Annotated in this window: 20 protein-coding genes; 7 read left to right on the top strand and 13 right to left on the bottom strand. The window is 67.5% G+C overall.

What is annotated here, in order from left to right; all coding sequences use genetic code 11:
- Positions 1 to 14: 14 nt before the first annotated feature.
- Positions 15 to 1,544, bottom strand: a complete 1,530-nt coding sequence (locus IPM73_01730) for a hypothetical protein (GenBank protein ID MBK8916812.1) — start codon at positions 1,542 to 1,544, stop codon at positions 15 to 17.
- Between the two features lie 76 nt (positions 1,545 to 1,620).
- Positions 1,621 to 3,069, bottom strand: a complete 1,449-nt coding sequence (locus IPM73_01725) for a leucyl aminopeptidase family protein (protein MBK8916811.1) — start codon at positions 3,067 to 3,069, stop codon at positions 1,621 to 1,623.
- Positions 3,070 to 3,229: 160 nt separating this feature from the next.
- On the opposite strand from IPM73_01725, the gene IPM73_01720 reads away from it, so the two are divergent.
- The 3 genes from IPM73_01720 to IPM73_01710 all read left to right on the top strand — a co-directional run bounded on the left by IPM73_01720 (position 3,230) and on the right by IPM73_01710 (position 6,134).
- Positions 3,230 to 4,045 (top strand): thymidylate synthase, encoded by an 816-nt coding sequence (locus IPM73_01720; GenBank protein ID MBK8916810.1) that lies wholly within the window; start codon positions 3,230 to 3,232, stop codon positions 4,043 to 4,045.
- 90 nt (positions 4,046 to 4,135) lie between these two features.
- A complete protein-coding gene (locus tag IPM73_01715) occupies positions 4,136 to 4,945 on the top strand; it encodes a sel1 repeat family protein (GenBank protein MBK8916809.1) in 810 nt (269 codons plus the stop codon).
- 238 nt (positions 4,946 to 5,183) lie between these two features.
- A complete protein-coding gene (locus tag IPM73_01710) occupies positions 5,184 to 6,134 on the top strand; it encodes a glucokinase (protein ID MBK8916808.1) in 951 nt (316 codons plus the stop codon).
- Positions 6,135 to 6,226: 92 nt separating this feature from the next.
- Here IPM73_01710 and glgB read toward each other — a convergent pair whose 3' ends face one another.
- Complete coding sequence (gene glgB, locus IPM73_01705) at positions 6,227 to 8,104, bottom strand: 1,4-alpha-glucan branching protein GlgB (protein MBK8916807.1); 1,878 nt, start codon at positions 8,102 to 8,104, stop codon at positions 6,227 to 6,229.
- A gap of 53 nt (positions 8,105 to 8,157) precedes the next feature.
- Between glgB and glgC the strand changes: the two genes are divergently transcribed.
- Positions 8,158 to 9,483, top strand: coding sequence for a glucose-1-phosphate adenylyltransferase (glgC, locus tag IPM73_01700; protein ID MBK8916806.1), 1,326 nt, complete (start codon positions 8,158 to 8,160; stop codon positions 9,481 to 9,483).
- 1 nt (position 9,484) lies between these two features.
- Positions 9,485 to 11,218: a glycoside hydrolase gene (locus IPM73_01695; protein MBK8916805.1), complete on the top strand. Its 1,734-nt coding sequence runs from the start codon at positions 9,485 to 9,487 to the stop codon at positions 11,216 to 11,218.
- A gap of 122 nt (positions 11,219 to 11,340) precedes the next feature.
- On the opposite strand, the gene IPM73_01690 is transcribed toward IPM73_01695, so the two are convergent.
- The 9 genes from IPM73_01690 to rpe form a co-directional block, all read right to left on the bottom strand.
- On the bottom strand, positions 11,341 to 12,054 hold the full coding sequence (locus IPM73_01690) for a transposase (GenBank protein ID MBK8916804.1): 714 nt from the start codon (positions 12,052 to 12,054) through the stop codon (positions 11,341 to 11,343).
- A 217-nt stretch (positions 12,055 to 12,271) separates the two neighbouring features.
- Entirely contained in the window at positions 12,272 to 13,357 is a 1,086-nt protein-coding gene (locus tag IPM73_01685; GenBank protein MBK8916803.1) for a porin, read from the bottom strand.
- A gap of 250 nt (positions 13,358 to 13,607) precedes the next feature.
- Positions 13,608 to 14,168: a Uma2 family endonuclease gene (locus IPM73_01680; protein ID MBK8916802.1), complete on the bottom strand. Its 561-nt coding sequence runs from the start codon at positions 14,166 to 14,168 to the stop codon at positions 13,608 to 13,610.
- Positions 14,169 to 14,227: 59 nt separating this feature from the next.
- On the bottom strand, positions 14,228 to 15,034 hold the full coding sequence (gene trpC / locus IPM73_01675) for an indole-3-glycerol phosphate synthase TrpC (protein ID MBK8916801.1): 807 nt from the start codon (positions 15,032 to 15,034) through the stop codon (positions 14,228 to 14,230).
- The gene (gene trpD / locus IPM73_01670) at positions 15,031 to 16,053 is read right to left on the bottom strand and encodes an anthranilate phosphoribosyltransferase (GenBank protein MBK8916800.1); all 1,023 of its coding nucleotides are present in this window, start codon (positions 16,051 to 16,053) and stop codon (positions 15,031 to 15,033) included. The genes trpC and trpD overlap by 4 nt, the downstream gene beginning before the upstream one ends.
- Complete coding sequence (locus tag IPM73_01665) at positions 16,050 to 16,622, bottom strand: aminodeoxychorismate/anthranilate synthase component II (protein ID MBK8916799.1); 573 nt, start codon at positions 16,620 to 16,622, stop codon at positions 16,050 to 16,052. Before IPM73_01665 ends, trpD begins: the two co-directional genes overlap by 4 nt.
- Positions 16,623 to 16,656: 34 nt before the next feature.
- Positions 16,657 to 18,132 carry an anthranilate synthase component I gene (locus IPM73_01660; GenBank protein ID MBK8916798.1) on the bottom strand — a complete coding sequence of 492 codons (1,476 nt, stop codon included), beginning with the start codon at positions 18,130 to 18,132 and terminating at the stop codon, positions 16,657 to 16,659.
- Between the two features lie 164 nt (positions 18,133 to 18,296).
- Complete coding sequence (locus IPM73_01655) at positions 18,297 to 18,959, bottom strand: phosphoglycolate phosphatase (GenBank protein MBK8916797.1); 663 nt, start codon at positions 18,957 to 18,959, stop codon at positions 18,297 to 18,299.
- Positions 18,960 to 19,124: 165 nt separating this feature from the next.
- Entirely contained in the window at positions 19,125 to 19,826 is a 702-nt protein-coding gene (gene rpe / locus IPM73_01650; protein ID MBK8916796.1) for a ribulose-phosphate 3-epimerase, read from the bottom strand.
- Positions 19,827 to 19,857: 31 nt separating this feature from the next.
- Between rpe and apaG the strand changes: the two genes are divergently transcribed.
- Positions 19,858 to 20,241 carry a Co2+/Mg2+ efflux protein ApaG gene (gene apaG, locus IPM73_01645; GenBank protein MBK8916795.1) on the top strand — a complete coding sequence of 128 codons (384 nt, stop codon included), beginning with the start codon at positions 19,858 to 19,860 and terminating at the stop codon, positions 20,239 to 20,241.
- Positions 20,238 to 20,894 (top strand): class I SAM-dependent methyltransferase, encoded by a 657-nt coding sequence (locus IPM73_01640; GenBank protein ID MBK8916794.1) that lies wholly within the window; start codon positions 20,238 to 20,240, stop codon positions 20,892 to 20,894. The genes apaG and IPM73_01640 overlap by 4 nt, the downstream gene beginning before the upstream one ends.
- Here IPM73_01640 and IPM73_01635 read toward each other — a convergent pair.
- A complete protein-coding gene (locus IPM73_01635) occupies positions 20,860 to 21,084 on the bottom strand; it encodes a glycine zipper 2TM domain-containing protein (GenBank protein ID MBK8916793.1) in 225 nt (74 codons plus the stop codon). The two genes, IPM73_01640 and IPM73_01635, sit on opposite strands and share 35 nt — an antisense overlap.
- Positions 21,085 to 21,242 lie beyond the last annotated feature (158 nt).

Genomic DNA, 21,242 nt, shown 5'->3' with positions numbered 1-21,242 from the left:
GTCGGCCGCGGGGTTCAGGAGTAGCGATAGCGGGCGACCTCGTAGTCCCCGCACTGCTGCACCAGGGCGACGGGGGAGAGGGTGGCCGGGCGGCCGTCCAGCCAGATTTCCATGGGCTCGCGCAGGTCGAAGCTGGCCAGGGGCAGGACCACGCGCATCTCGGCCTCGTCGCCGACATCCTTCAGCCACAGGCCGCGCACCGTGGTCGCGGCGACGTAACCGGTGCTGCGCAAGGGTTTCATCTCGACCGGAAGCGCGGCCCGCGAGAGCGTCATGAGGCCGACCTGGGCCTCGTTCTCGCTGCTGCGGTGATAGCGGCGGACGACGCCGACCAGCCAGTTGTCGCCCCCTTCGGGCTGCATGCCGAGCAGGCTGCCGATCCTGAGCCAATCGGGCCGGGGCTCGGCGACGATGGTGCCGAAGCCGCCGCGGCTGACGTTTTCCACCACCCAGGATTCGCCGGCAACGCTGTCCGCCGCGGGGGACAGGGCCGCCACCGCGTTGGGCAGACCGGCGACCACCGCCATGCGGTGCTTGACCGGGTAGCGGGCATGCTTGCGCAGGGGCGGCAGGGGAGCCCAACAGGCCGCCAGATGGGCGAGCACCGGCAAGACGTATTTGACTTCCACGTCCCCCCCCAGATTGATTTCGCCAGGGATCGCGCCGCCGTGTTCGAGGTCGGTGGCCAGTTGGGCCACCTGCAGGTGTGCCCGGGCGGGATGGAAGAAGCGCAGGGAGGGTGTCATCTGCTTGGGAACCCGGGCCAGGCGGGCCGGTGGTTCGGCCTTGTCGAGATCGACCCAATACACGCTTTCCTTGCTGCTCTGGGCGGAAAAGGAGAACCCTGGCAGAAAGTGCTCCACCAGACGCTCGGCCAGTTCGATCTGGGTTGGCAGGAGCGCGTCCAGGGACGAGGTGTACAGCACGAGCAGGCGCAGATATTCGTGCTCCGCGGTGGTGGTTTCCGTGCGGCGGGGATAGATCTGGACCGACTTTTTCGCCACCCCGGCCGCCTCGGCTGCGCCGTAGGCGAGGCCCAGGCGTTGCCAGAGGGAAGAGGTATGGGGGCCGTAGCGGTAGATTTCCGACCGGACGACGTGACCGAGGGCGGCCACCAGGCGCACGCAGATGAGCGGCAGGGCCTCGCGCAGCGCAGCAGCCTGACGGTCCTTTTCCCGGCTGAGGGCGAGGCATCTTTCGTAGGCGGATGCCGCGTTGAGCCAGAAGCCGTTGATCGCCTTCCACAACTTCTGCTCCTCGGCCCGGGCCAGACGGGGCGCCCGCAGGTACTCCCGCGTCAGCTTGAAGGCGTGGCGCTGGGCGGTCTCGTCCAACTCGCGCACCATGTCGAACAGGCGCCCGGGGGGCAGATCGTCGGCCAGCCGCAGCGATTCGAGCCAGCCGGAGATCTCGTCCAGGGCCTTGTAGGGGTGATCCCCCGGCAAGGCCGCGACGATGCGGCGGAATTCCTTCTCGTCGGCCAGGGGGTGTTCCGATTTGGCCTGTCCGAAGAGTTCGCCCAGTCTTCCCAGCTTGTCCAGCATCGTCGTTCTCCTTGTCTCCCCGGGGCGCAAGGGGCGGTAGGCGCCCCCGCAGCGCAGCGACCCCTATTCCGGGCGCTTATTGTACTCTCGCCTGGAGGAAGTCTATCCCCCAGGCAATGCCGAAGCCCGTCTGGTCGGTGGCAATGGCCCCCAACCCCCCCTTGCACGAGGCGGCCGCCAGATCGAGGTGCAGCCAGGGGCAGTCACCGACGAAGCGCTTGAGAAAACGCGCCGCCAGAATGTGGTCGGCGTCGCCTTCCAGGGTACATTGCTTGATGTCGGCCACCGTGCTTTCCAGGGCGCTCTCGTAGTCGGCATCCATGGGCAGGGCGCACAGGCGCTCGCCGCTGCTCCGCCCCGCAGCGACGGCCTCCCCGGCCAGGGCGTCGTCGGGGCTGAAGACGCCCCCGTAGCGCGTGCCCAGGGCGGTGATGAGGCTGCCGGTGAGGGTGGCGAAATCGACCACCAGATCGGGCTCGTCGCGCACCGCCAGGGCCAGGGCGTCGGCCAGCACCAGACGCCCCTCGGCGTCGGTATGGACGATTTCGATGCTCGTTCCGTCAAGCGCCGTCACCACGTCGCCCTGGCGATAGGCCAGGGGCGAAATTTCGTTGCGCGCCAGGGCGAGCCAGGCGTCGATGCGCAGGGGCAGTTGCAGGCGGGTGGCTGCCAGCAGGATGCCCAGCACCGCGGCCGAGCCGGCCATGTCCTCGTGCATGCCGGCCATGTACTTGGCCGGCTTGAGATTGTGGCCGCCGGTATCGAAGCAGATGCCCTTGCCCACCAGCGCCACCTGCTCGGCCGCACCGGGCGGCTCGTAGGACAGGCGAACGATGGCCGCGTCCTCCTCGGCGCTGCCCTGGGCCACGGCGATGAAGGCGCCGGCGCCCATATCCCGCAGGCGGGGAAGGTCGAACTCTTCCATGTCCCAGCCCAGCTCGTCGGCCATTTCCGCCAGCCGGTCGCGGTAGGCCCCGGGGGTGAGCACATTGGGCGGCAGGGCGACGAGGCTGCGCGCCACGACGCTGGCCTCGGCCAGCGCCCCCGCCCGGGCGGGGGGACGCGCCACGCCCCAGAGCACCAGCCGCTCCAGGGCTCGGGGCGCCTCGGCACGGCGCCGCGTGGGCAGGGGTGCACCGTTGGCGAGGCCCACGTAGGCGGCGATCTCGGCGGCCAGATCGATGAAGGCCTTGTCCCCGTCGAGCAGCACATGGATTTCCCGCGGCTCTTCGCTCAGCAGGGCCTGGAAGGCCTTGCGCACCAGGGTCGCCTGTTCGAAGCGCGGCGCCGCGGGATCGAGCACCGCCCACACCCGCAGGCCCGCCCCCAGGTCCGCCACCAGAGGCGTCTTGCTCAGGCTCGCAACCGTCTTGCCCCGCCGCGCCAGAACGGCCTCCAGGGCCTGGGGTTCGGGGCAGCCGGGCAGGAGCGTCTCGCCGGGCGGCAACAGGGCGAGGACGTGGGACAGGCTGCTCAGCGCTTGAGCGTCGGGCAGGGAGGCGTAAGTTTCCAGTCGGGCGAGCATGTAGAATCCGCGTGTTTCTGATTGCCGGGCATTATGCTGAAATCTGCCGCCGGCCGCTCGTCGGCGTCGGCCCCGCCCGCCACTCGGGACGCCCAACCCGCCCCCCCCGCCCGCCGCCCGGGGGAGGGATGCAGCCGCCGCGGCCCCCAGGATCACGACCATGCAGCCCTACCTCGACCTGATGCGCCATGTCCTCGAAAACGGCCACGACAAGTCCGACCGCACCGGCACCGGCACCCGTTCGGTCTTCGGCTGGCAGATGCGCTTCGACCTCACCCGAGGCTTTCCCCTGGTCACGACCAAGAAGCTGCATCTGAAGTCCATCGTCCACGAACTGCTGTGGTTCCTGCAGGGCGACACCAATATCCGCTACCTGAAGGAAAACGGCGTGCGCATCTGGGACGAGTGGGCCGACGCCGACGGCGAACTGGGCCCGGTCTACGGCCGGCAATGGCGTCGCTGGGAATGCCCCGACGGGCGCCGCCTCGATCAGATCAGCCAACTGATCGAAGGCCTCAAGCACAACCCGGATTCCCGCCGCCACCTGGTGAGTGCCTGGAATCCCGCCGACGTGGATCGCATGGCCCTGCCGCCCTGCCACTGCCTGTTCCAGTTCTATGTGGCGCCCCCCGCGGCGCCGGGGGGCAAGCGCCGCCTGTCCTGCCAGCTTTACCAGCGCAGCGCGGACATCTTCCTCGGCGTGCCCTTCAATATCGCCTCCTACGCCCTGCTCACCCTGATGCTCGCCCAGATCTGCGACTACGCCCCGGGGGAATTCGTGCACACCTTCGGCGACGCCCATCTGTACAGCAACCACTTCGAGCAGGCCAGCCTGCAACTCTCCCGCGAGCCGAGGCCCCTGCCGACCCTGGTGCTCGACCCCACGGTGCGCGACCTGTTTGCCTTCCGCTTCGACGACTTCCGCCTCGAAGGCTACGACCCCCACCCCCACATTGCAGCGCCGGTGGCGGTCTAGCCGACCTGCGCGGCCGACCCGACGCTGCCCCCCTGAACCCGGCGCCCGGCCAGTGGTCCACCGGACACCTCATCATTGCAAATGATCGCCATGCGCCTCCCAGCCCGCTTTGCCGTCCTCGCCCTTGCGGCCTGCGCCGCCCTCCCCGTCCACGGCCAGGACAGTACCGCCGAAGACTGGATCAAGAATCCGGCCATGGGCAATTACAAGGCCTACGCCGAATTCAAGATGGCTCAGTACGACAGCGCCCGGCGCATCTGGGAAGTCCTCGCCGGCCTGGGCAACCCGGACGCCCTCTTCAACCTGGGCATCCTGGCCGAAGACGGCCTGGGCGAGCCCCGTGACATGAAAAAGGCCGAAGCCCTGTACATCGCGGCGGCCAACGCCGGCGGATTCAAGGCCCAGTACCGGCTGGGCATGCTCTACAGCAGCGGCGGCGCGATCCCGCGGGACGTGGACCGGGCCCGCCACTACCTCAGCCTCGCGGCCGAAGGCGGCGACCGGGAGGCCGCCGCCCGTCTGGCCAGCCTGGACAAGCCCGATCGCCCCCCCACCCCCTTCGAGCGGGCCGAAATCCTGAGCAGCGCAGGGCGCCATGCCGAAGCCGCCGCAATTTATCGCGGCTTGGCCGAAGCCGGTGACGCCACGGCCCGCACCCGTCTGGCCTGGATGTTCGAGGCCGGCCGCGGGGTGGAGCGCAACCTGGACGAGGCGGCCCGTCTCTTCCTGCTCTCCGCCCAGGCGGGCGAGGCGGAAGCCCAGTACGCCATCGCGGTCATGGCCCGCACCGGCCGGGGACAGCCCCGGGACCGGGAGACGAGCCTCGCCTGGCTGCGCAAGGCCGCCGCCCAGCGCTACCCGGCTGCCCTGGCCGCTCTGGCGGCTGAGGAAGCGCCCTGATCGGGGAGCATTGCTGCCGGCGGGACTGAAGCAGGACGGGGGCGCCCCCCCTCTCCCCCCCCTCTCCCCCCCTCTCCCCCTGCCCCTGCCCCCCGCTTACGGAAAAAGAGGATCGCAGGGACGCAGCCCTGGGACAAATCCCGAAGCTCGGCCCCCACCCGCAGCGCAGCATTCGATTTGAATTGCAGCCGCGCCCACTTCTATGCATTATGAGAGCCATTCCACGAGGAGGATGTCCATGCCCATCACCCTGCTTGGCGGCGACCTGGGGGGAACCAAGACCCTGCTTGCCCTGACCGAAATACGTCGTGGCTATCCGGGCATCGTCCGGGAAGAGCGTTTCGCCAGCCAGGACTACGACCAGTTCGAGGAAATTCTGGCGGCTTTCCTGCACGGCTACGACACGCCCATCGTCGCCGCCTGCTTCGGCATCGCCGGCCCGGTGGAAGGGCGCAGCGCCAGGCTGACCTACCTGCCGTGGCGCCTCGACGCCGACGCGCTGGAGAAGCGCTTTTCCATCGGCCAGCTGCGGCTGGTCAACGATTTTGCCGCCGCGGCCCAGGGCATCGACTTCCTGAGCGGCAACGCGGTGCTCTCCCTGCAGGACGGAATCGCCCGCGGCCGGGCACCGCGGCTCATCCTGGGGGCCGGCACCGGGCTGGGCGTCGCCGGCCAGGTGTGGTCCGAGGGACGTTACCGCGTCGTCCCGGGCGAAGGCGGCCATGCCGGTTTTTCGCCCCAGACGGCGGAGCAGCGCGCCCTGGCGACCTACCTCGCCGAGCGAACCGGGCGCGTCACCGCCGAGGATGTGCTCTCCGGCCCCGGGCTCGCCCGCATCCACAGCTTCCTGACCGGAAGCGAATTGCCGCCGGACGAAATTGGCATCGCCGCCCTGGCGGGGGAAGAGGAGGCCGAGAGGACGGTGGCCTTCTGGCTCGCGGCCCTGGGCGCTTTCGCCGGAGATCTTGCCCTGCAGTGGCTGGCCCGGGGCGGGGTCTATCTGGCCGGCGGCGTGGCGGCCAAACTTCTGCCGGCGCTGTCGCCGGAACCCTTCATCAGGGCCTTCCGCGACAAGCGCGAACACGCGGGTCTCGTCGAGCAGATGCCCATCCACCTGATCCGCGACGAACGCCTCGGACTGCTGGGCGCCCTGGCGCTGGCCGCGCAGCAGTCCGGCACGGGATCCTGAGCAGCCCATACCGCGGCCGAGCGACGGCAGCGCCGCCGCTCGGCGCTTGGCCGACCGGGCACCTTAACCAATTGCGCTGGCGCCCGAAGGATTCACAGGCTCTGACTGAAAGCGGGAGTCAGGACCACGCAGCCCAGCGGGGGCAGGGTTAGGACCAGCGATGCGGGCTGGCTCATCCAGGGCTCGGCCCAGGCGGTGAGCCCCAGGCCGTTGCCCAGGTTGCTGCCGCCGTAGTGGGCGGAGTCGCTGTTGAAGATCTCGACGTAGGGTCCGGCGCAGGGAACCCCCAGGCGGTAGCCACGCTGGGGCTCCGGGGTGAAATTGGCCGCCACCACGACGAAGCTGCCGTCCCGGGCGATGCGCAACCAGGCCAGGACTGAATGGACGCTGTCGTGGCAGTCGATCCAGTGGAAACCGGCGGGGTCGAAATCCAGTTCGTGCAGGGCCGGGCGGTCGCGATGCAGGTGGTTGAGGTCCGCCACCAGGCGCTGCACTCCGGCGTGGCCATCCTCGGCCAGGAGGAACCAATCGAGTTCCCGGCTTTCCGACCACTCCCGCAACTGGCCGAATTCCCCGCCCATGAAGAGGAGCTTCTTGCCCGGGCTGAGGGCCTGGGCGGCGAGCAATAGCCGCAGATTGGCCAGGCGCTGCCAGGGATCGCCGGGCATCTTGCCCAGGAGGGAGCCCTTGCCGTGCACCACCTCGTCATGGGAGAGGGGCAGGACAAAATTTTCGCTGTAGGCGTACATCTGGCCGAAGGTGAGTTCGTCGTGGTGCCAGCGGCGGTGCACCGCTTGGCGGGCGAAATAGCGCAGGCTGTCATTCATCCAGCCCATGTTCCACTTCATGGAGAAGCCCAGCCCTCCCAGCCAGGTGGGCCGCGAGACCTGGGGCCAGGACGTGGATTCCTCGGCCAGGGTCAGGGCGCCGGGGAATTCGCCATGGACCAGGGTATTCAGGGCCTTGAGAAAGTCGATGGCTTCCAGATTTTCCCGCCCGCCGTGGCGATTGGGCAGCCACTCCCCGGCCTTGCGCGAGTAGTCGAGGTAAAGCATGGAGGCCACGGCGTCCACCCGCAAGCCGTCGAAGTGGAATTGGGACAGCCACCAGTGGGCCGAGGAGAGGAGGAAGCTGCGCACCTCGTGGCGGCCGTAGTTGAAGATATGGGTGCCCCAATCGGCGTGCAGGCCCTGGCGGGGGTCTTCGTGCTCGTAGAGGGCGCTGCCGTCGTAGCGGGCGAGGGCCCAGTCGTCCTGGGGAAAGTGTCCCGGCACCCAGTCGAGGATGACGCCGAGACCCGCCTGGTGGCAGGCGTCGATGAAGGCCCTCAGGTCGTCCGGCGAGCCGTAGCGCGCCGTGGGAGCGAAGTAGCCGGTGGTCTGGTAGCCCCAGGACTCGTCCAGGGGGTGCTCGGTGATGGGCAGAAGCTCCAGGTGGGTGAAGCCCATGTCCACCGCGTAGGGGATCAGGCGCTGGGCCAGTTCCCGCCACAGATAGGGACGGCCGTCGGGATGACGCATCCAGGAGCCAGCATGGACTTCGAACACGCTCATGGGCGCATGCAGCCAGTCGCGGCCGGCCCGGGCGGCGAGCCAGTCTCCGTCGCCCCAGGCGTAGGCCGAAGGCACCATGACGTAGGCCGCCGACCCCGGCCTCAGCTCGAAGCCGCGGGCGTAGGGGTCGCACTTCACCCGCAGGGCGCCGCACTGATCGGTGACGGCGAAGCGGTAGAGGGCTCCGGGCCTGGCGGCGGCCACCCGGCCTTCCCAGACCCCCGAGGGCCCCAGGGACACCAGGCCATCGACCCCCGGCTGCCAGGCATTGAACTCGCCTATGACCGAAACCGCCGCGGCCTGCGGCGCCCAGACGCGGAAGACGACCCCGCCCGCGTCGGGGTGAGCGCCGAGAAAATCGTAGGCGCAGAAATTGCGGCCTTCGTTGAACAGGTACAACGCTTCTTTTAGCGACATCATTCCCCCCGGCGGTATCATAAGCTCATAACCAGAGCCGAGGGAGGCCCGCCATGCCTGACAACGTCCAGTGCCCGCACCAGCCTTACTGCGAGATGCGCGAACAGACCGACATGCGCTTCATCAGCCAGCTCACCCGCAACACCTTCGCCATCATCCTGTCCGGGGGCCGCGGCAGCCGACTGAAGCAGCTCACTGACTACCGCTCCAAGCCCGCCGTGCCCTTCGCCGGCAAGTTCCGCATCATTGATTTCACCCTCTCCAATTGCGTCAATTCGGGCATCCGGCGCATCGGCGTGGCCACCCAGTACAAGGCCCACAGCCTGATCCGCCACATTCAGCGCGGCTGGAGCTTCCTGGACGGGCGGTTCGACGAATTCATCCAGCTCCTGCCCGCCCAGCAGCAGATCGACGAGACCCAGTGGTACCAGGGCACGGCGGACGCGGTGTATCAGAACATGCACTTCCTGCGCCGCTACGACCCCGAGCACATCCTCATCGTCGCCGGCGACCACATCTACAAGATGGACTACGGCCGCATGCTGGCCTTCCACGCCAAGAGCCGGGCGGACATGACCGTCGGCTGCATCGACGTGCCCCTGGCCGACGCCCGGGAGTTCGGCGTAATGGGCGTAGACGGGCACGACCGCGTCGTGGAATTCGTCGAAAAGCCCCAGCATCCGCCACCCATCCCCGGCCAGCCGCAGCGGGCCCTCGCCTCCATGGGCATCTACATCTTCAACGCCCGCTTCCTCTTCGAGCAATTACAGCGGGACGCCATGACCAAAGGCTCCAGCCGCGACTTCGGCAAGGACATCATTCCCTACATCGTCCCCCGCTACCGGGTCTTCGCCCATCGCTTCGCCGATTCCTGCGTCGGCATGACCGACGACATCCCCTACTGGCGCGACGTGGGCACCCTCGACGCCTACTGGGAGGCGAACATGGAAATGACCAAGGTGACGCCGGAACTCAACCTCTACGACAAGGACTGGCCCATCTGGACCTACCAGGAGCAACTCCCTCCCGCCAAATTCGTCTTCGACGACGCGGACCGCCGGGGCAGCGCCGTGGATTCCCTGGTTTCCGGCGGCTGCATCGTCTCCGGCGCCACGGTGCGGCGTTCCATGCTCTTTTCCAACGTCCACGTCCATAGCTGGGCCAAGGTGGAGGATTCGGTCATCCTGCCCCACGTCGATATCGGCCGCCACGCCGTACTCAAACGCTGCGTGGTGGACAAACGCTGCCGCATTCCTGAAGGCCTGGTGGCTGGCGTAAACCCGGAAGACGATCGCCGCCGCTTCCACGTCAGCGCCAAGGGCATCACCCTGATCACGCCGGAAATGCTGGGGCAAGGCGCCGGCAGCGGGCCCGTCTGAGATGAAGGACGCCCGGCCTCTCTGTGACCTCCCCCTCGCCCGCCTCGCGGGAGAGGGGCCGAGGGCGAGGCTAAGCCCCGTGGCCGAAGTCGCCTTCCTCTGGCACATGCACCAGCCGGACTACCGGCATCCGGAGAGCGGCGAGTTCGTCCTGCCCTGGGTGCTGCTCCACGCCATCAAGGACTACGCCGACATGGCGGGGCACCTGGAGCGCCACCCCGGCGTCCGCTGCACGGTCAATTTCGTCCCCGTGCTGCTGGACCAGATCGAGGATTACGCCGACCAGTTCGCCACCCGCCTCTGGCGCGACCCCTTGCTGGCCATCGCCGCCTGCCGCGACCCCGACCGCCTTTCCCGCAAGGACCGCGACTGGCTGCTGGACATGGGCTTTCGCTGCCATACCCCGACCATGCTGGAACCCTTCGCCCCCTACCGGCGCCTGCGCGACATCCACGCCTTCGTCAAAAGCCACGACGGCCCGGGCATCGACTACCTCTCCGGCCATTATTTCGCCGACCTCGCCACCTGGTATCTGCTGGCCTGGAGCGGCGAGACCCTGCGCCGCAACGGCACCACCATCCCCGAACTGATGGCCAAGGGTGCCGGCTTCACCCTGGCCGACCGGGAATGCCTGCTCACCACCCTGGGCGGCGTGGTCAAGAATCTCATCCCCCGCTACCGCGCCCTGGCTGAGCGGGGCCAGATCGAGCTGGCCTGCACCCCTGGCGCCCACCCCCTCGCCCCGCTGCTGCTCGATTTCGCCAGCGCCCGGGAAGCCTGGCCGGATTGCGTCCTGCCCGCCGCGCCGGAATACCCCGGCGGGCGCAGCCGGGCGGAAGCCCATCTGCAAGCCGCCCGCAGCAGCCACACCCGGCGCTTCGGCGAGGCGCCGGCCGGCCTGTGGCCCGCCGAAGGCGCCCTATCGCAAGCCTTCCTGGCCCAGATCGGCGACGCCGGCTTTGCCTGGACCGCCAGCAGCCAGAGCGTCCTCGAGAACTCCGCCGGGCCAGATGCCAGCGTCAATCTTCCCTGGCAGCCCCCCGCCGGCACACCGGGCGACGTCACCCTCTTCTTCCGCAACGAGCGGCTGTCCGACCTCATCGGCTTCGAATACGCCAAGTGGCACGGCCGCGACGCCGCCGCCCACTTCATCGCCGAGCTGGAAGTGGCCGAGACCCGCGACCCCGCGGCCGTGGTGCCCATCTTCCTCGATGGCGAAAACGCCTGGGAGTACTACCCCTACAACGCCTGGTATTTCTTCGACGATCTCTACGGCGCCCTGGAGGCCCACGCCAGCCTCGCCACCACCCCCCTGGGGGCCGCCGCCGCCCGCCACCGCGACGTGCGCCCCACCCTGCCCAAGCTCACCGCCGGCAGTTGGGTCTACGGCACCTTCTCCACCTGGATCGGCGACCCGGCCAAGAACCGGGCCTGGGAATTCCTCTGCGACGCCAAGCAATGCGCCGACCGCGCCCTGGACAGCCGCCGCCTGACCCCTGCCGAGCGCGAAGCCGTCCTCGCCCGCCTGGCCGTGTGCGAAAGCTCCGACTGGTTCTGGTGGTTCGGCGACTACAATCCCCCCCCCTCCGTCGCCTCCTTCGACGCCCTCTACCGCGAAAACCTCAAGGCGCTGTACCGCCTGCTGCGCCTGCCGATTCCAGCGGCTTTGGAACACCCGATCAGCCAGGGGGGCGGGAATGCGGAGGGTGGGGGGACGATGCGGCGGGCGGGGTAAAACCGGTAAAACCGTAATAAAACCGGGGACAGACCACGATTTTTCTCAGGCAAACGAAGGGCAGCCCCAAGTTTGCCAGCCCCATTCCGGCGGGCGCCACCGCCAACGCTGGCTGGGGGCGCTCAGAACAACTCCCCTGATTCCGGCTCCACCTGCTTGCGCGGTCTTCCCGCCTTGCCCGGTTGCACACGCCGCCCGAGCGCCCGGGCGATCTGGTCGCCAAAGCGCGCGTCACCCAGAGCAAAGTTGCCGTTCGTCGCCTGGCGGATCGCGTCCACCAGCCCAGGCTCCAGGGCGCAGCGGAACAGCTCCCGATAAGCCTCATGCCTTGCAGCAGCGTCGGCCCCCAGCGCCCTATACAGCGGGTGGGGCGTCAGCAGCGTACTCGCCTCGCCCTGAGCATTGGCGCGGTAGCTCGACCAGCGATACTCCGCCGGGTGCGGCACCATCCCCGCGCGCACCGGGTTCAATTCGATATAGCGCTGGCAGACCAGCAGATAGCCCTCTCCTTGGGTCGGGCAGGAGCGAAAACGACCCTCCCACAAGGTACCGGACCGGCGGTAGACACGATTCACGTACTGCACATAACGCTGCCCCAGAGCCTTCATCAGGGCCGCCGCCCCATCGCGGGTGGACGCCGAAAGCAGCAGGTGCACATGATTCGTCATCAGCACATAGGCATGCAGCGCACAACCCGTCTGGCCGGCGTACTCCTTCAACCAGTCCAGGTAGACCCCATAGTCTTCGTCGGCGATGAAACAGGCCTGACGATTATTGCCCCTCTGGATGATATGCAAAGGAACGTCGGGGAGCATCACGCGGGGGCGACGAGGCATGGACGGGCTCCGGCGGGGAGAGCCTCGCAGTGTAACTCGAAATCGTGGTCTGTCCCCGTTTTTTGTGTACCCGTTTTTTTGTGGTCTGTCCCCGTTTTTTGACTTAACGGCATTGGGTCTGTCCCCGTTTTTTCGTTTTTTTGCGTTTTTTCTGCTCTACTGTCCAAAAAAAAACGGGCGCCGTAGCGCCCGTTTTGGTTCAACTGGCTAAGCCAGATTAGAACTTGTGCTGGATGCCGAAATCGAAGGCCTTGGTGCCACCCAGGCCGGTGCCGGCGTTGGTGTTGGCCTTGTAGGAGATTTCGATGGCAGAGTTGTCGCCTTGGCTGATGTTGCCGTAGTCGGCGTACAGCTTGGTGCGCTTGGACAGGTTGTAATCCACGCCGAGACCGAACTTGCGAGCGGTGCTGTCGGAGGTCTGCTTTTCCTTGGTGCGGCCGTAGGTGGCCTTCAGCAGGAAGTTGCCGACCGGGGCGGTGGCGGAAACAAACCAGGAACGCCAGTCAGCCACGGTACCCACGCCGTCACGGCCTTCGAGCTTCTGCTTGTCCCACAGGGCGCGCAGCTTGACCACGCCGAAGTCATAAGAACCGGCGATGGTGGTCACGGTGTCGCGATCAAGAGGGATGGTGCCGAGCAGCATGTAGTCGTCAAAGTGGACGCGCTCCCAATCAACGGTGACATCGATGGGGCCGTTGGTGTAGTTACCCATCAAGGTGGTCAGCATGCCGTCCAGCTTGTTGCCGTTGGTTTCCTGAGGGTCCAGGCCGAGGCCGTTGGTTTGGGAACCGATGTTGGTCGCGTAGGCACCAACGAAGGAGAAGCCGCTCCAGGAGGGAGAGATGTAGGCGATGGCGCTGTTGGCACGGTCAACCTGGGCGGTCATCTGCGTGAAGTTACCAACGTTGCCGCCACCGAAGGCGTCGTACTTGTTGAAGATGCCGTAGCGAACGCCATCCAGACGGCCGCCGACTGCGGTACCGAAGCCACCGGTGACGCCGACGTAGGCATGACGGATGGTGGACAGGCCGGTGCTCTCGTCACCGCTGAAGCCGTATTCGGCTTCGAAGATGGCCTTGAGGCCGTTGCCCAGATCTTCGGCGCCCTTGAAGCCGAGGCGGTTGCCCTGGGCAACGCCGCTGTCAAGCCGGTGGGTGCTGTCGGACGAGGACACGCCGCCGCTGTTGCCACTGGTGTTGACGTAGCCGAAATCCATCAGGCCATAGATGGTCACGTTGGTTTGGGCGAAAGCAGCGCTGGAAGCCAGGCCGGCGATGGCCAGAGCGATCAGTTTCTTTTGCATTGCATTACTCCTTAGTGGTTAGTTTTAGCGCCCCTGGAGACGCTAGCTTTACCTCTCGGATAGAGAAGTTGGGCGGATTTTGCCCGGCGGTAAGGCGAGGAGCAACGACTGATTGGCTTTCGGGGGAGAAACTGCTGCCCCCTGTTGTTTGTCCGCAACAACTTGATACACCCCGGGGGAAGCTGCCTGCCCCAAATCTTCGCAATGAACTGCAAGGGGCAGAGAGCAACGGGATCAAGCTCAACCCGGTCTACTCGGCTCCGACATCCTCGAACACCGCCTCCGGCGGGGCGGAGAAGTCGAGGCTTTTGAGCAGCAGGCCCCGGCCGGCTTCGCTGGCGGCCAGGAGCCAGTCACCGTTGGGGGTGCGGCGAAAGACTTCGATGCTCAGGCGGTCGGGGTCGATGAGGGCGTACTCTTCCAGGCTGTCGATCTGGCGGTAGGCGGCGAACTTGCCGCCGCGGTCGTAGCCGGCGGTGCTGTCGGAGAGCACTTCGACGATCACCTTGGGCTGGCTCATCACGGTCTCCGCCAAGTGGTCTTCCGGGTGGCAGGTGACCATCACGTCGGGGTAGAAGATGTTTTCCGCGGCCCGCAGCTTCATGTCGGCCATGTAGGCGCGACAAGGGGTGCCGCGCAGGTGGGTCTTGAGGAGGCTTGCCACGTTGAGGGACACCGTGACATGCACCCGGCGGGCGCCGACCATGGCGAAGGCCTCGCCCTGGAAGAGTTCGTGTTTTTCCGGCTGCTGCGCTTCCCAGGCAAGGAAGTCGGCGGCGGAGAGGGTGGGTTTTTCGGCAGCCAGTCCCATGGGGTATTCCTTTGAGCGCGAACTTCCCGAAGCTTACACCAAGGCCGCCGGCCGGGCTGTCAGGGGCCGAACAGGCGGTCCAGTTCGACGCCCGGATCGGCGGCGCGCATGAAGGCTTCGCCAACCAGGAAGGCATTGACCCGGTTTTCCCGCATCAGCGCGACGTCCCCGGGGGCGAGGATGCCGCTCTCGGTGACGACCAGGCGGTCGGGCGGGATGCGCGGCAGCAGCGCCAGGGTGGTTTCCAGGCTGACTTCGAAGCTGCGCAGGTTGCGGTTGTTGATGCCGATCAGGGGGGTCTTGAGGCGGAGGGCCTGGTCGAGTTCTTCGCCGTTGTGAACCTCGACCAGGACGGCCATGCCGTAGGCCAGTGCCACCGCTTCGAATTCTTCCATGCGCGCGAGCGGCAGGGCCGCGGCGATGAGCAGGATGGCGTCGGCGCCCATGGCCCGGGCTTCGTGGACCTGGTAGGCGTCCACCAGGAAGTCCTTGCGCAGGACGGGCAGGGTGCAGGCGGCGCGGGCGGCCTGGAGGTAATCCGGGCTACCCTGGAAATACGGGCCGTCGGTGAGGACCGAGAGGCAGGCCGCACCGTGTTCGGCATAGCTCGCGGCGATGTCGGCCGGGCGGAAGTCCGGACGGATGACGCCCTTGGAGGGGCTGGCCTTCTTGATTTCGGCAATGACGGCCGGCCGACCCGCTGCAACCCTGGCCTTCAGGGTACCGACGAAATCGCGGGGGCCGGGTTGACGCTCGGCGTCGGCCCGCAGGTCGGCGAGCGGTCGGATTGCCCGGGCGGCGGCGACTTCTTCCTCTTTGGTCGCCAGTATCCGGTCGAGAATGTCCGAACCGGAGCCGGCACTCATGCGCAACTCCGCGTGCGGCTGACAAAGTCCTCGACCTTGGCCCGGGCGGCGCCACTGGACAGGGTTTCGAGGGCTTTGTCGACACCGGCGGCGAGGGAATCGGCGAGGCCGGCCACGTAGAGCGTCGCGCCCGCGTTGAGGGCGACGATGTCCCGGGCGGCACCGGGGCGGTTTTCCAGGGCGCCCAGCAGCATGGCGCGGGATTCCTCGACGTTGGCGACCTGGATGGCCCTGGGGTCGTGCAGGGGCAGGTCGAAATCCTCCGGCCGCACTTCGTATTCCCGCACCACGCCGTCTTTCAGCTCGCCCACCAGGGTGGGGCCGGCGATGGAGATTTCATCCAGGCCTTCGCGCCCATGGACGGTCAGGGCCCGCTCGCTGCCCAGGCGTTGCAGCACGTGAACCTGGATACCGACAAGATCGGGGTGGAAGACCCCCATGACCTGGCGCCTGGCCCCGGCCGGGTTGGTGAGAGGACCAAGGATGTTGAAAAGGGTGCGGACGCCGAGTTCGCGCCGCACCGGGGCGGCGTGCTTCATGGCGCTGTGGTGGTTGGGGGCGAACATGAAGCCGACGCCGACTGCGTCGATGCACTCGCCCACCTGTTCCGGCTTGAGGTTGATGTTGGCACCCAGGGCTTCCAGCACGTCGGCGCTGCCCGACTGGCTGGAGACGGAGCGCCCGCCATGCTTGGCGACCCGCGCGCCCGCCGCCGCGGCGACGAACATGGCGGCGGTGGAGACGTTGAAGGTATGGGCGCCGTCTCCCCCCGTGCCGCAGGTATCGACCAGGCAGCCCGCATCGGCCACCTGGACCTTCGTGGATAACTCGCGCATGACCGAGGCGGCGGCGGCGATTTCGCCCACCGTCTCCTTCTTGACCCGCAGGCCGGTGATGATGGCGGCGATCATGACCGGCGACACCTCTCCGCCCATGATCTGGCGCATCAGGGCGACCATTTCGTCGTGGAAGATTTCGCGGTGCTCGATGACACGCTGCAGGGCGGCTTGGGGGGTCATGGACGGTGCTCCTCCAGGAAGTTCTTCAACAGGTCATGACCACGCTCGGTCAGAATGGATTCGGGGTGGAACTGGACGCCCTCGACGGCCAGGGATTTGTGGCGCACCCCCATGATTTCGCCGTCGTCGGTCCAGGCGGTGACTTCCAGGCAATCGGGGCAGCTTTCCCGCTCGATGGCCAGGGAGTGGTAGCGGGTGCAGGTGAGGGGGTTGGGCAGGCCGCGAAAGACGCCCACATCCTTGTGCAGCACCGGGGAGACCTTGCCGTGCATGAGCCGTTTGGCGTGGACGATGCGCCCGCCAAAGGCCTCGCCGATGGCCTGATGGCCGAGACAGACACCCAACAGGGGAATCCTGCCGGAAAACTCGCGGATAGCGGCGAGGGAAACCCCCGCCTGGGCCGGGGCGCAGGGGCCGGGGGAAATGACCAGGTAGTCCGGCGCCAGGCCGGCGATTTCGTCCAGGGCGATGGCGTCGTTGCGGAAGACCCGCACGTCCTGGCCCAGTTCGCCGAAATACTGCACCAGGTTGTAGGTGAAGCTGTCGTAGTTGTCGATCATCAGAAGCATGGCGCCATCCCTCGGGCTTGTCTTGGGTCGCGAATCAATCGATGCGGGTGTCGAGGCCCTGTTCGGCGAGTTCCGCCGCCCGCAGCACGGCGCGGGCCTTGTTGCGGGTTTCCTGCCATTCGGATTCCGGGTCGGAGTCGGCAACGATGCCGGCGCCGGCCTGGACGTGGAGTTGCCCGTCCTTCATGACCGCCGTGCGGATGGCGATGGCGAGGTCCATGTCGCCCTGGAAGCCCAGGTAGCCGACGGCTCCGGCGTAGATGCCGCGCTTGACCGGTTCCAGTTCGTCGATGATCTCCATGGCCCGCACCTTGGGAGCGCCGGAAACGGTTCCCGCCGGGAAGGTCGCGCGCAGGACGTCGAGGGCGTCGAGACCCGGCTGCAGGCGGCCTTCCACATTGGAGACGATGTGCATCACGTGGGAGTAGCGCTCGATCACCATGTTCTCGGTGAGGCGCACGCTGCCCACCTGGGCGACGCGGCCGCAGTCGTTGCGCCCCAGGTCGAGGAGCTGGACGTGTTCGGCGCGTTCCTTTTCGTCGGCCAGGAGGTCGGCGGCCAGGGCGGCGTCCTCGTCCGGCGTGGCGCCCCGCTTGCGCGTCCCGGCGATGGGCCGCACGGTGACCGTGTCGCCCTCCAGACGCACCAGAATTTCCGGCGAGGCGCCGACGACGTGGAAATCGTCGAAGTCGAAGTAGAACATGTAGGGCGAGGGATTGAGGCTGCGCAGGCTGCGGTAGAGCGCCAGGGGACTCGCGGTACAGGGTTTGGCCATGCGCTGGGAGAGGACGACCTGCATGATGTCGCCTTCGGTGATGTAGTCCTTGGCCCGCCGCACGGCCGCCTTGAAGGCTTCCTCACCGAAACCCGAGACGGCGGGCGCGGAACTGCGCGGTCCCTCTTGCGGGATGGCCACCGGCTCCCGCAGGCGGGCCACCAGCGTCTTCAAGCGGGCCCGGGCCCTGTCGTAGGCGCCGGGCACCCCGGGCTCGGCATAGACCACCAGGGTGAGCTTGCCCGAGAGGTTGTCGACCACGGCAATTTCTTCCGAGAGCAGCAGGACGATGTCCGGCGTGCCCAGATCACCGGCGGTCTGTCCATGGCAAAGACGCTTCTCGACGTAGCGTACGGTGTCGTAACCGAAGCAGCCCACCAGGCCGCCGCAGAAGCGGGGCAGCCCCGCCGCCGGCGCGACGCGGAAGCGCGCCAGGTAGCGCCCGAGGAACTCCAGCGGGTCACCGCCCTCCTCCCGCTCCACGATGCGGTCGCCGCAATGGACGGCGACCTCGCTGCCGCGCACGACGATGCGGGTGCTGGCCGCCAGGCCGACGAAGGAGTAACGGCCGAAACGTTCGCCGCCCTGCACCGACTCCAGCAGATACGAAAAGGGCCGGCCCGCCAACTTGAGGTAGATGGACAGGGGCGTGTCGAGGTCGGCAAAGGTTTCCAGGGTCACGGCGACCCGGTTGTAACCCTGGGCCGCCAGGGCGTTGAATTCGGTTTCAGTCATGGGGAACCTCAAAAATGACAGGGAACTGGTCAGGCCGGATGCGCCGCACGGAGGGCGCAGGAACGATTCAGGAGCGCCAGTGGCGCCAGGATTCGGCGGCCGCGAAGGGGCGCCAAAGCCAGAATTGCCGGTCGATCAGGGAAGTCATTTCGGGTGGGGGCGGGTCAGAATTCAAGGGCGCGCCGGTAGGCGGCGAGCAGGTCGGATACTAGCGCATCGCATTCGGCACTGTCCACCGGCCGGCCTTCGTTGTAGCCGTAGGGGACGCAGAAGACAGGGCAGCCGGCGGCCCGGGCCGCCTCGATGTCGTTGAGGGAATCGCCCACGTGCAGGTTGCGCTGCGGCGTCGTTCCCAGGAGGGCCACCCCGTGCAGCAGGGGCTCGGGCCGCGGTTTCTTGTAGGGCGTGGTGTCGCCAGAAACGACGACGTCGAAATAGGAGGCCAGGCCGCAGCGCTCCAGCAGCGCCTCGGTGAACAGCCCGGGCTTGTTGGTCACCACGCCGAGAGGGATCCCGGCGGCCTTCCAGGCCTCCAGACCGGCGAGGACGCCCGGGTAGAGGACGGCCTGCTGGCCATTGACCTCCAGATAGTGGCGTTTGAAGGCCTCGATGCCGGCTTGCAGACGGCGGGCCTCCGGCGGGACGCCCCGGGTCAGGCAACGCTCGACCAGGACGGCCATGCCCTTGCCGACGAAGGCATGGATTTCGGCCAGGCTGCGCGGGGGCTCGCCAAGCTCGAGAAGCATGCGGCGGCAGGCTTCGGCCAGATCGGCGACGGTGTCGAGGAGCGTTCCGTCCAGATCGAAGGTGACTGAAGCGAAGCGCACGGGTCAGAGGCTGTGAAATTTTCGGGCGCGCCCGAGCGGTGTGCGCAAGTGTGCACGATCAAGGCGCAAAGCACAGCCATAGCTCGGGCGATGGCGAGCATTGGCAACGCCGAGCGGGCGCAGTTGCGCATGACGAGCGGGGGTGAACGAAATTTTCACAGCCTCTCAGATCTGGGCGAGTTCGGCCCGCAGGGCGGCAATCACCGTGTCGTAACGATGGGGATCGGCGTCGCGGCCGGCGCCGTAAACCGCGGAGCCGGCGACGAAGGCATCGACGCCGGCCCGGGCGATTTCGGCGATGTTGCCGACCGTGACACCGCCATCGATTTCCAGGCGGATGGGGCGTCCGCTCTCCCGCGTGTAGGCGTCCAGCCGGGCCCGCGCCTGGCGGGCCTTGGCGAGGGCCGAGGGGATGAATTTCTGGCCGCCGAAGCCCGGATTGACGCTCATCAGCAGGACGACATCGATCTTGTCCAGGACGTGATCCAGACAATCCAGGGGGGTGGCGGGGTTGAAGACCAGGCCCGCCTGACAGCCCTGATCCCGGATGAGGGCGAGACTACGGTCGATGTGCTCGGAGGCTTCGGGGTGGAAGGTGATGATATTCGCGCCGGCCTTGGCAAAATCGGGGATGATGCGGTCCACCGGCTTGACCATGAGATGCACATCGATGGGCGCGGCGGTGCAGGGTCGGATGGCGGCGCAGACCAGGGGGCCTATGGTCAGGTTGGGAACGTAATGGTTGTCCATCACGTCAAAGTGAATCCAGTCCGCCCCCGACGCGACGACGTTTTCCACTTCCTGCCCGAGGCGGGAAAAATCAGCCGAGAGGATGCTGGGGGCGATGACGAAATCCGTTGCCGGCATGAAACACTCCAAGACAGATACCCACGATTCCATGAGTCAAGAAAAAACCTACCGCGTCGAGGTGACGCCCCACCCCCGCTTCATTCCCGATCAATCCGACGCGGAAGGCGACAATTACGTTTTCGCCTACACCATCGCCATCCGCAATACCGGCACCGTTCCGGTACAACTGGTGTCGCGCCACTGGATCATCGGCGACGCCAACGGCGAGGTCCAGGAAGTGCGCGGCCTGGGGGTGGTGGGGCAGCAACCGCTGCTGCAACCCGGCGAGGTGTTCGAATATACCAGCGGATGCGCCCTCAAGACACCGGTGGGCACCATGAAGGGCACTTACCGCCTGGTGGCGGCCGACGGCCATTCCTTCGACGCCACCATCCCGGAATTCGTCCTGGCCGTGCCCCGGGTGCTGCACTGAATCTGCGCCACCCCTACACCCTGATCGCCCCGGTCTACGACCTGGCCATCGAACGGGTGTCGCGAAGGCTGCGGCAAACCAGCCTGGCCGCGCTGCCCGCGGCCCCTGCGGATATCCTGCTGGCCGGCATCGGCACCGGCCTCGACCTTCCCCTGCTGCCCACCGGGTACCGTGTGGTGGGCTGCGACCTCACCCCGGCCATGCTGGCCCGGGCGGTGGCGCGCCGCGACACCTGCGACCTCGAGGCCGTGGTGGCGGATGTCCGCCGCCTGCCCTTCGCCACCGCAAGCTTCGATGTCGTGGTCCTGCACCTGATTCTGGCCGTGGTTCCCGAACCCCGGGCCTGTCTGGCCGAGGCGGCCCGGGTGCTGCGGCCCGGCGGTGCGGTCCTCATCCTGGACAAGTTTCTCCGTCCCGGGGAATCCGCCCTGCTGCGGCGGGCCGCCAACACCCTCGTGCGGCACGTGGCGACGCGGCTGGACGTGGTCTTCGAGGAGGTTCTGGCGGGGGTTTCTGGCCTGAAAGTCGTTTCCGACCAAGCGGCCCTGGCGGGGGGCTGGTTCCGCCGTATCGTGCTCTGCCGCGAGGGTGCAGGGCGAGAGTGGCCGGCGGCAGGGATCAGCGGCGCTGCTTGCCGACCTGGTCGCCGATGACGCCGCCAATGGCGGCCCCCCCGACCGTCCCCAGCACACCACCGCCGGTGACCGCGGCGCCCACCACGCCTCCGACGCCGGCGCCCACCACGGCGCTCTTCTGGCGCGAATTCATGCTATCCCAACTGGCGCAACCCGAGGCGGCAAGGGCGAGGGCGAGGACGGACAAAAAGGCTGGAATGCGTTGCATGGCTGGACTCCCGGAGATTGGACGGCTAAACCCGTCGATGGAGGGAGCTTAGGGTTGCTCGCGCCGGGTGCCTGTTGCCAGCCGTTACGGGATGTATCCCCGGATGAATCGGGAGGTGCCCGCGCGCGGGGCGGACGGGGAGCGCCCGCCGGCCGGGA

It is taken from the genome of Betaproteobacteria bacterium, from assembly GCA_016720065.1.
Lineage (GTDB): Bacteria > Pseudomonadota > Gammaproteobacteria > Burkholderiales > Rhodocyclaceae > SSSZ01.
This window is presented reverse-complemented; position numbering and strand designations above follow the sequence as displayed.

Coding starts and splice junctions, on each gene's coding strand:
- IPM73_01730 (MBK8916812.1), bottom strand. CDS start 1,544: ATGCTGGACAAGCTGGGAAGACTGGGCGAACTCTTCGGACAGGCCAAA.
- IPM73_01725 (MBK8916811.1), bottom strand. CDS start 3,069: ATGCTCGCCCGACTGGAAACTTACGCCTCCCTGCCCGACGCTCAAGCG.
- IPM73_01720 (MBK8916810.1), top strand. CDS start 3,230: ATGCAGCCCTACCTCGACCTGATGCGCCATGTCCTCGAAAACGGCCAC.
- IPM73_01715 (MBK8916809.1), top strand. CDS start 4,136: ATGCGCCTCCCAGCCCGCTTTGCCGTCCTCGCCCTTGCGGCCTGCGCC.
- IPM73_01710 (MBK8916808.1), top strand. CDS start 5,184: ATGCCCATCACCCTGCTTGGCGGCGACCTGGGGGGAACCAAGACCCTG.
- glgB (MBK8916807.1), bottom strand. CDS start 8,104: ATGTCGCTAAAAGAAGCGTTGTACCTGTTCAACGAAGGCCGCAATTTC.
- glgC (MBK8916806.1), top strand. CDS start 8,158: ATGCCTGACAACGTCCAGTGCCCGCACCAGCCTTACTGCGAGATGCGC.
- IPM73_01695 (MBK8916805.1), top strand. CDS start 9,485: ATGAAGGACGCCCGGCCTCTCTGTGACCTCCCCCTCGCCCGCCTCGCG.
- IPM73_01690 (MBK8916804.1), bottom strand. CDS start 12,054: ATGCCTCGTCGCCCCCGCGTGATGCTCCCCGACGTTCCTTTGCATATC.
- IPM73_01685 (MBK8916803.1), bottom strand. CDS start 13,357: ATGCAAAAGAAACTGATCGCTCTGGCCATCGCCGGCCTGGCTTCCAGC.
- IPM73_01680 (MBK8916802.1), bottom strand. CDS start 14,168: ATGGGACTGGCTGCCGAAAAACCCACCCTCTCCGCCGCCGACTTCCTT.
- trpC (MBK8916801.1), bottom strand. CDS start 15,034: ATGAGTGCCGGCTCCGGTTCGGACATTCTCGACCGGATACTGGCGACC.
- trpD (MBK8916800.1), bottom strand. CDS start 16,053: ATGACCCCCCAAGCCGCCCTGCAGCGTGTCATCGAGCACCGCGAAATC.
- IPM73_01665 (MBK8916799.1), bottom strand. CDS start 16,622: ATGCTTCTGATGATCGACAACTACGACAGCTTCACCTACAACCTGGTG.
- IPM73_01660 (MBK8916798.1), bottom strand. CDS start 18,132: ATGACTGAAACCGAATTCAACGCCCTGGCGGCCCAGGGTTACAACCGG.
- rpe (MBK8916796.1), bottom strand. CDS start 19,826: ATGCCGGCAACGGATTTCGTCATCGCCCCCAGCATCCTCTCGGCTGAT.
- apaG (MBK8916795.1), top strand. CDS start 19,858: ATGAGTCAAGAAAAAACCTACCGCGTCGAGGTGACGCCCCACCCCCGC.
- IPM73_01635 (MBK8916793.1), bottom strand. CDS start 21,084: ATGCAACGCATTCCAGCCTTTTTGTCCGTCCTCGCCCTCGCCCTTGCC.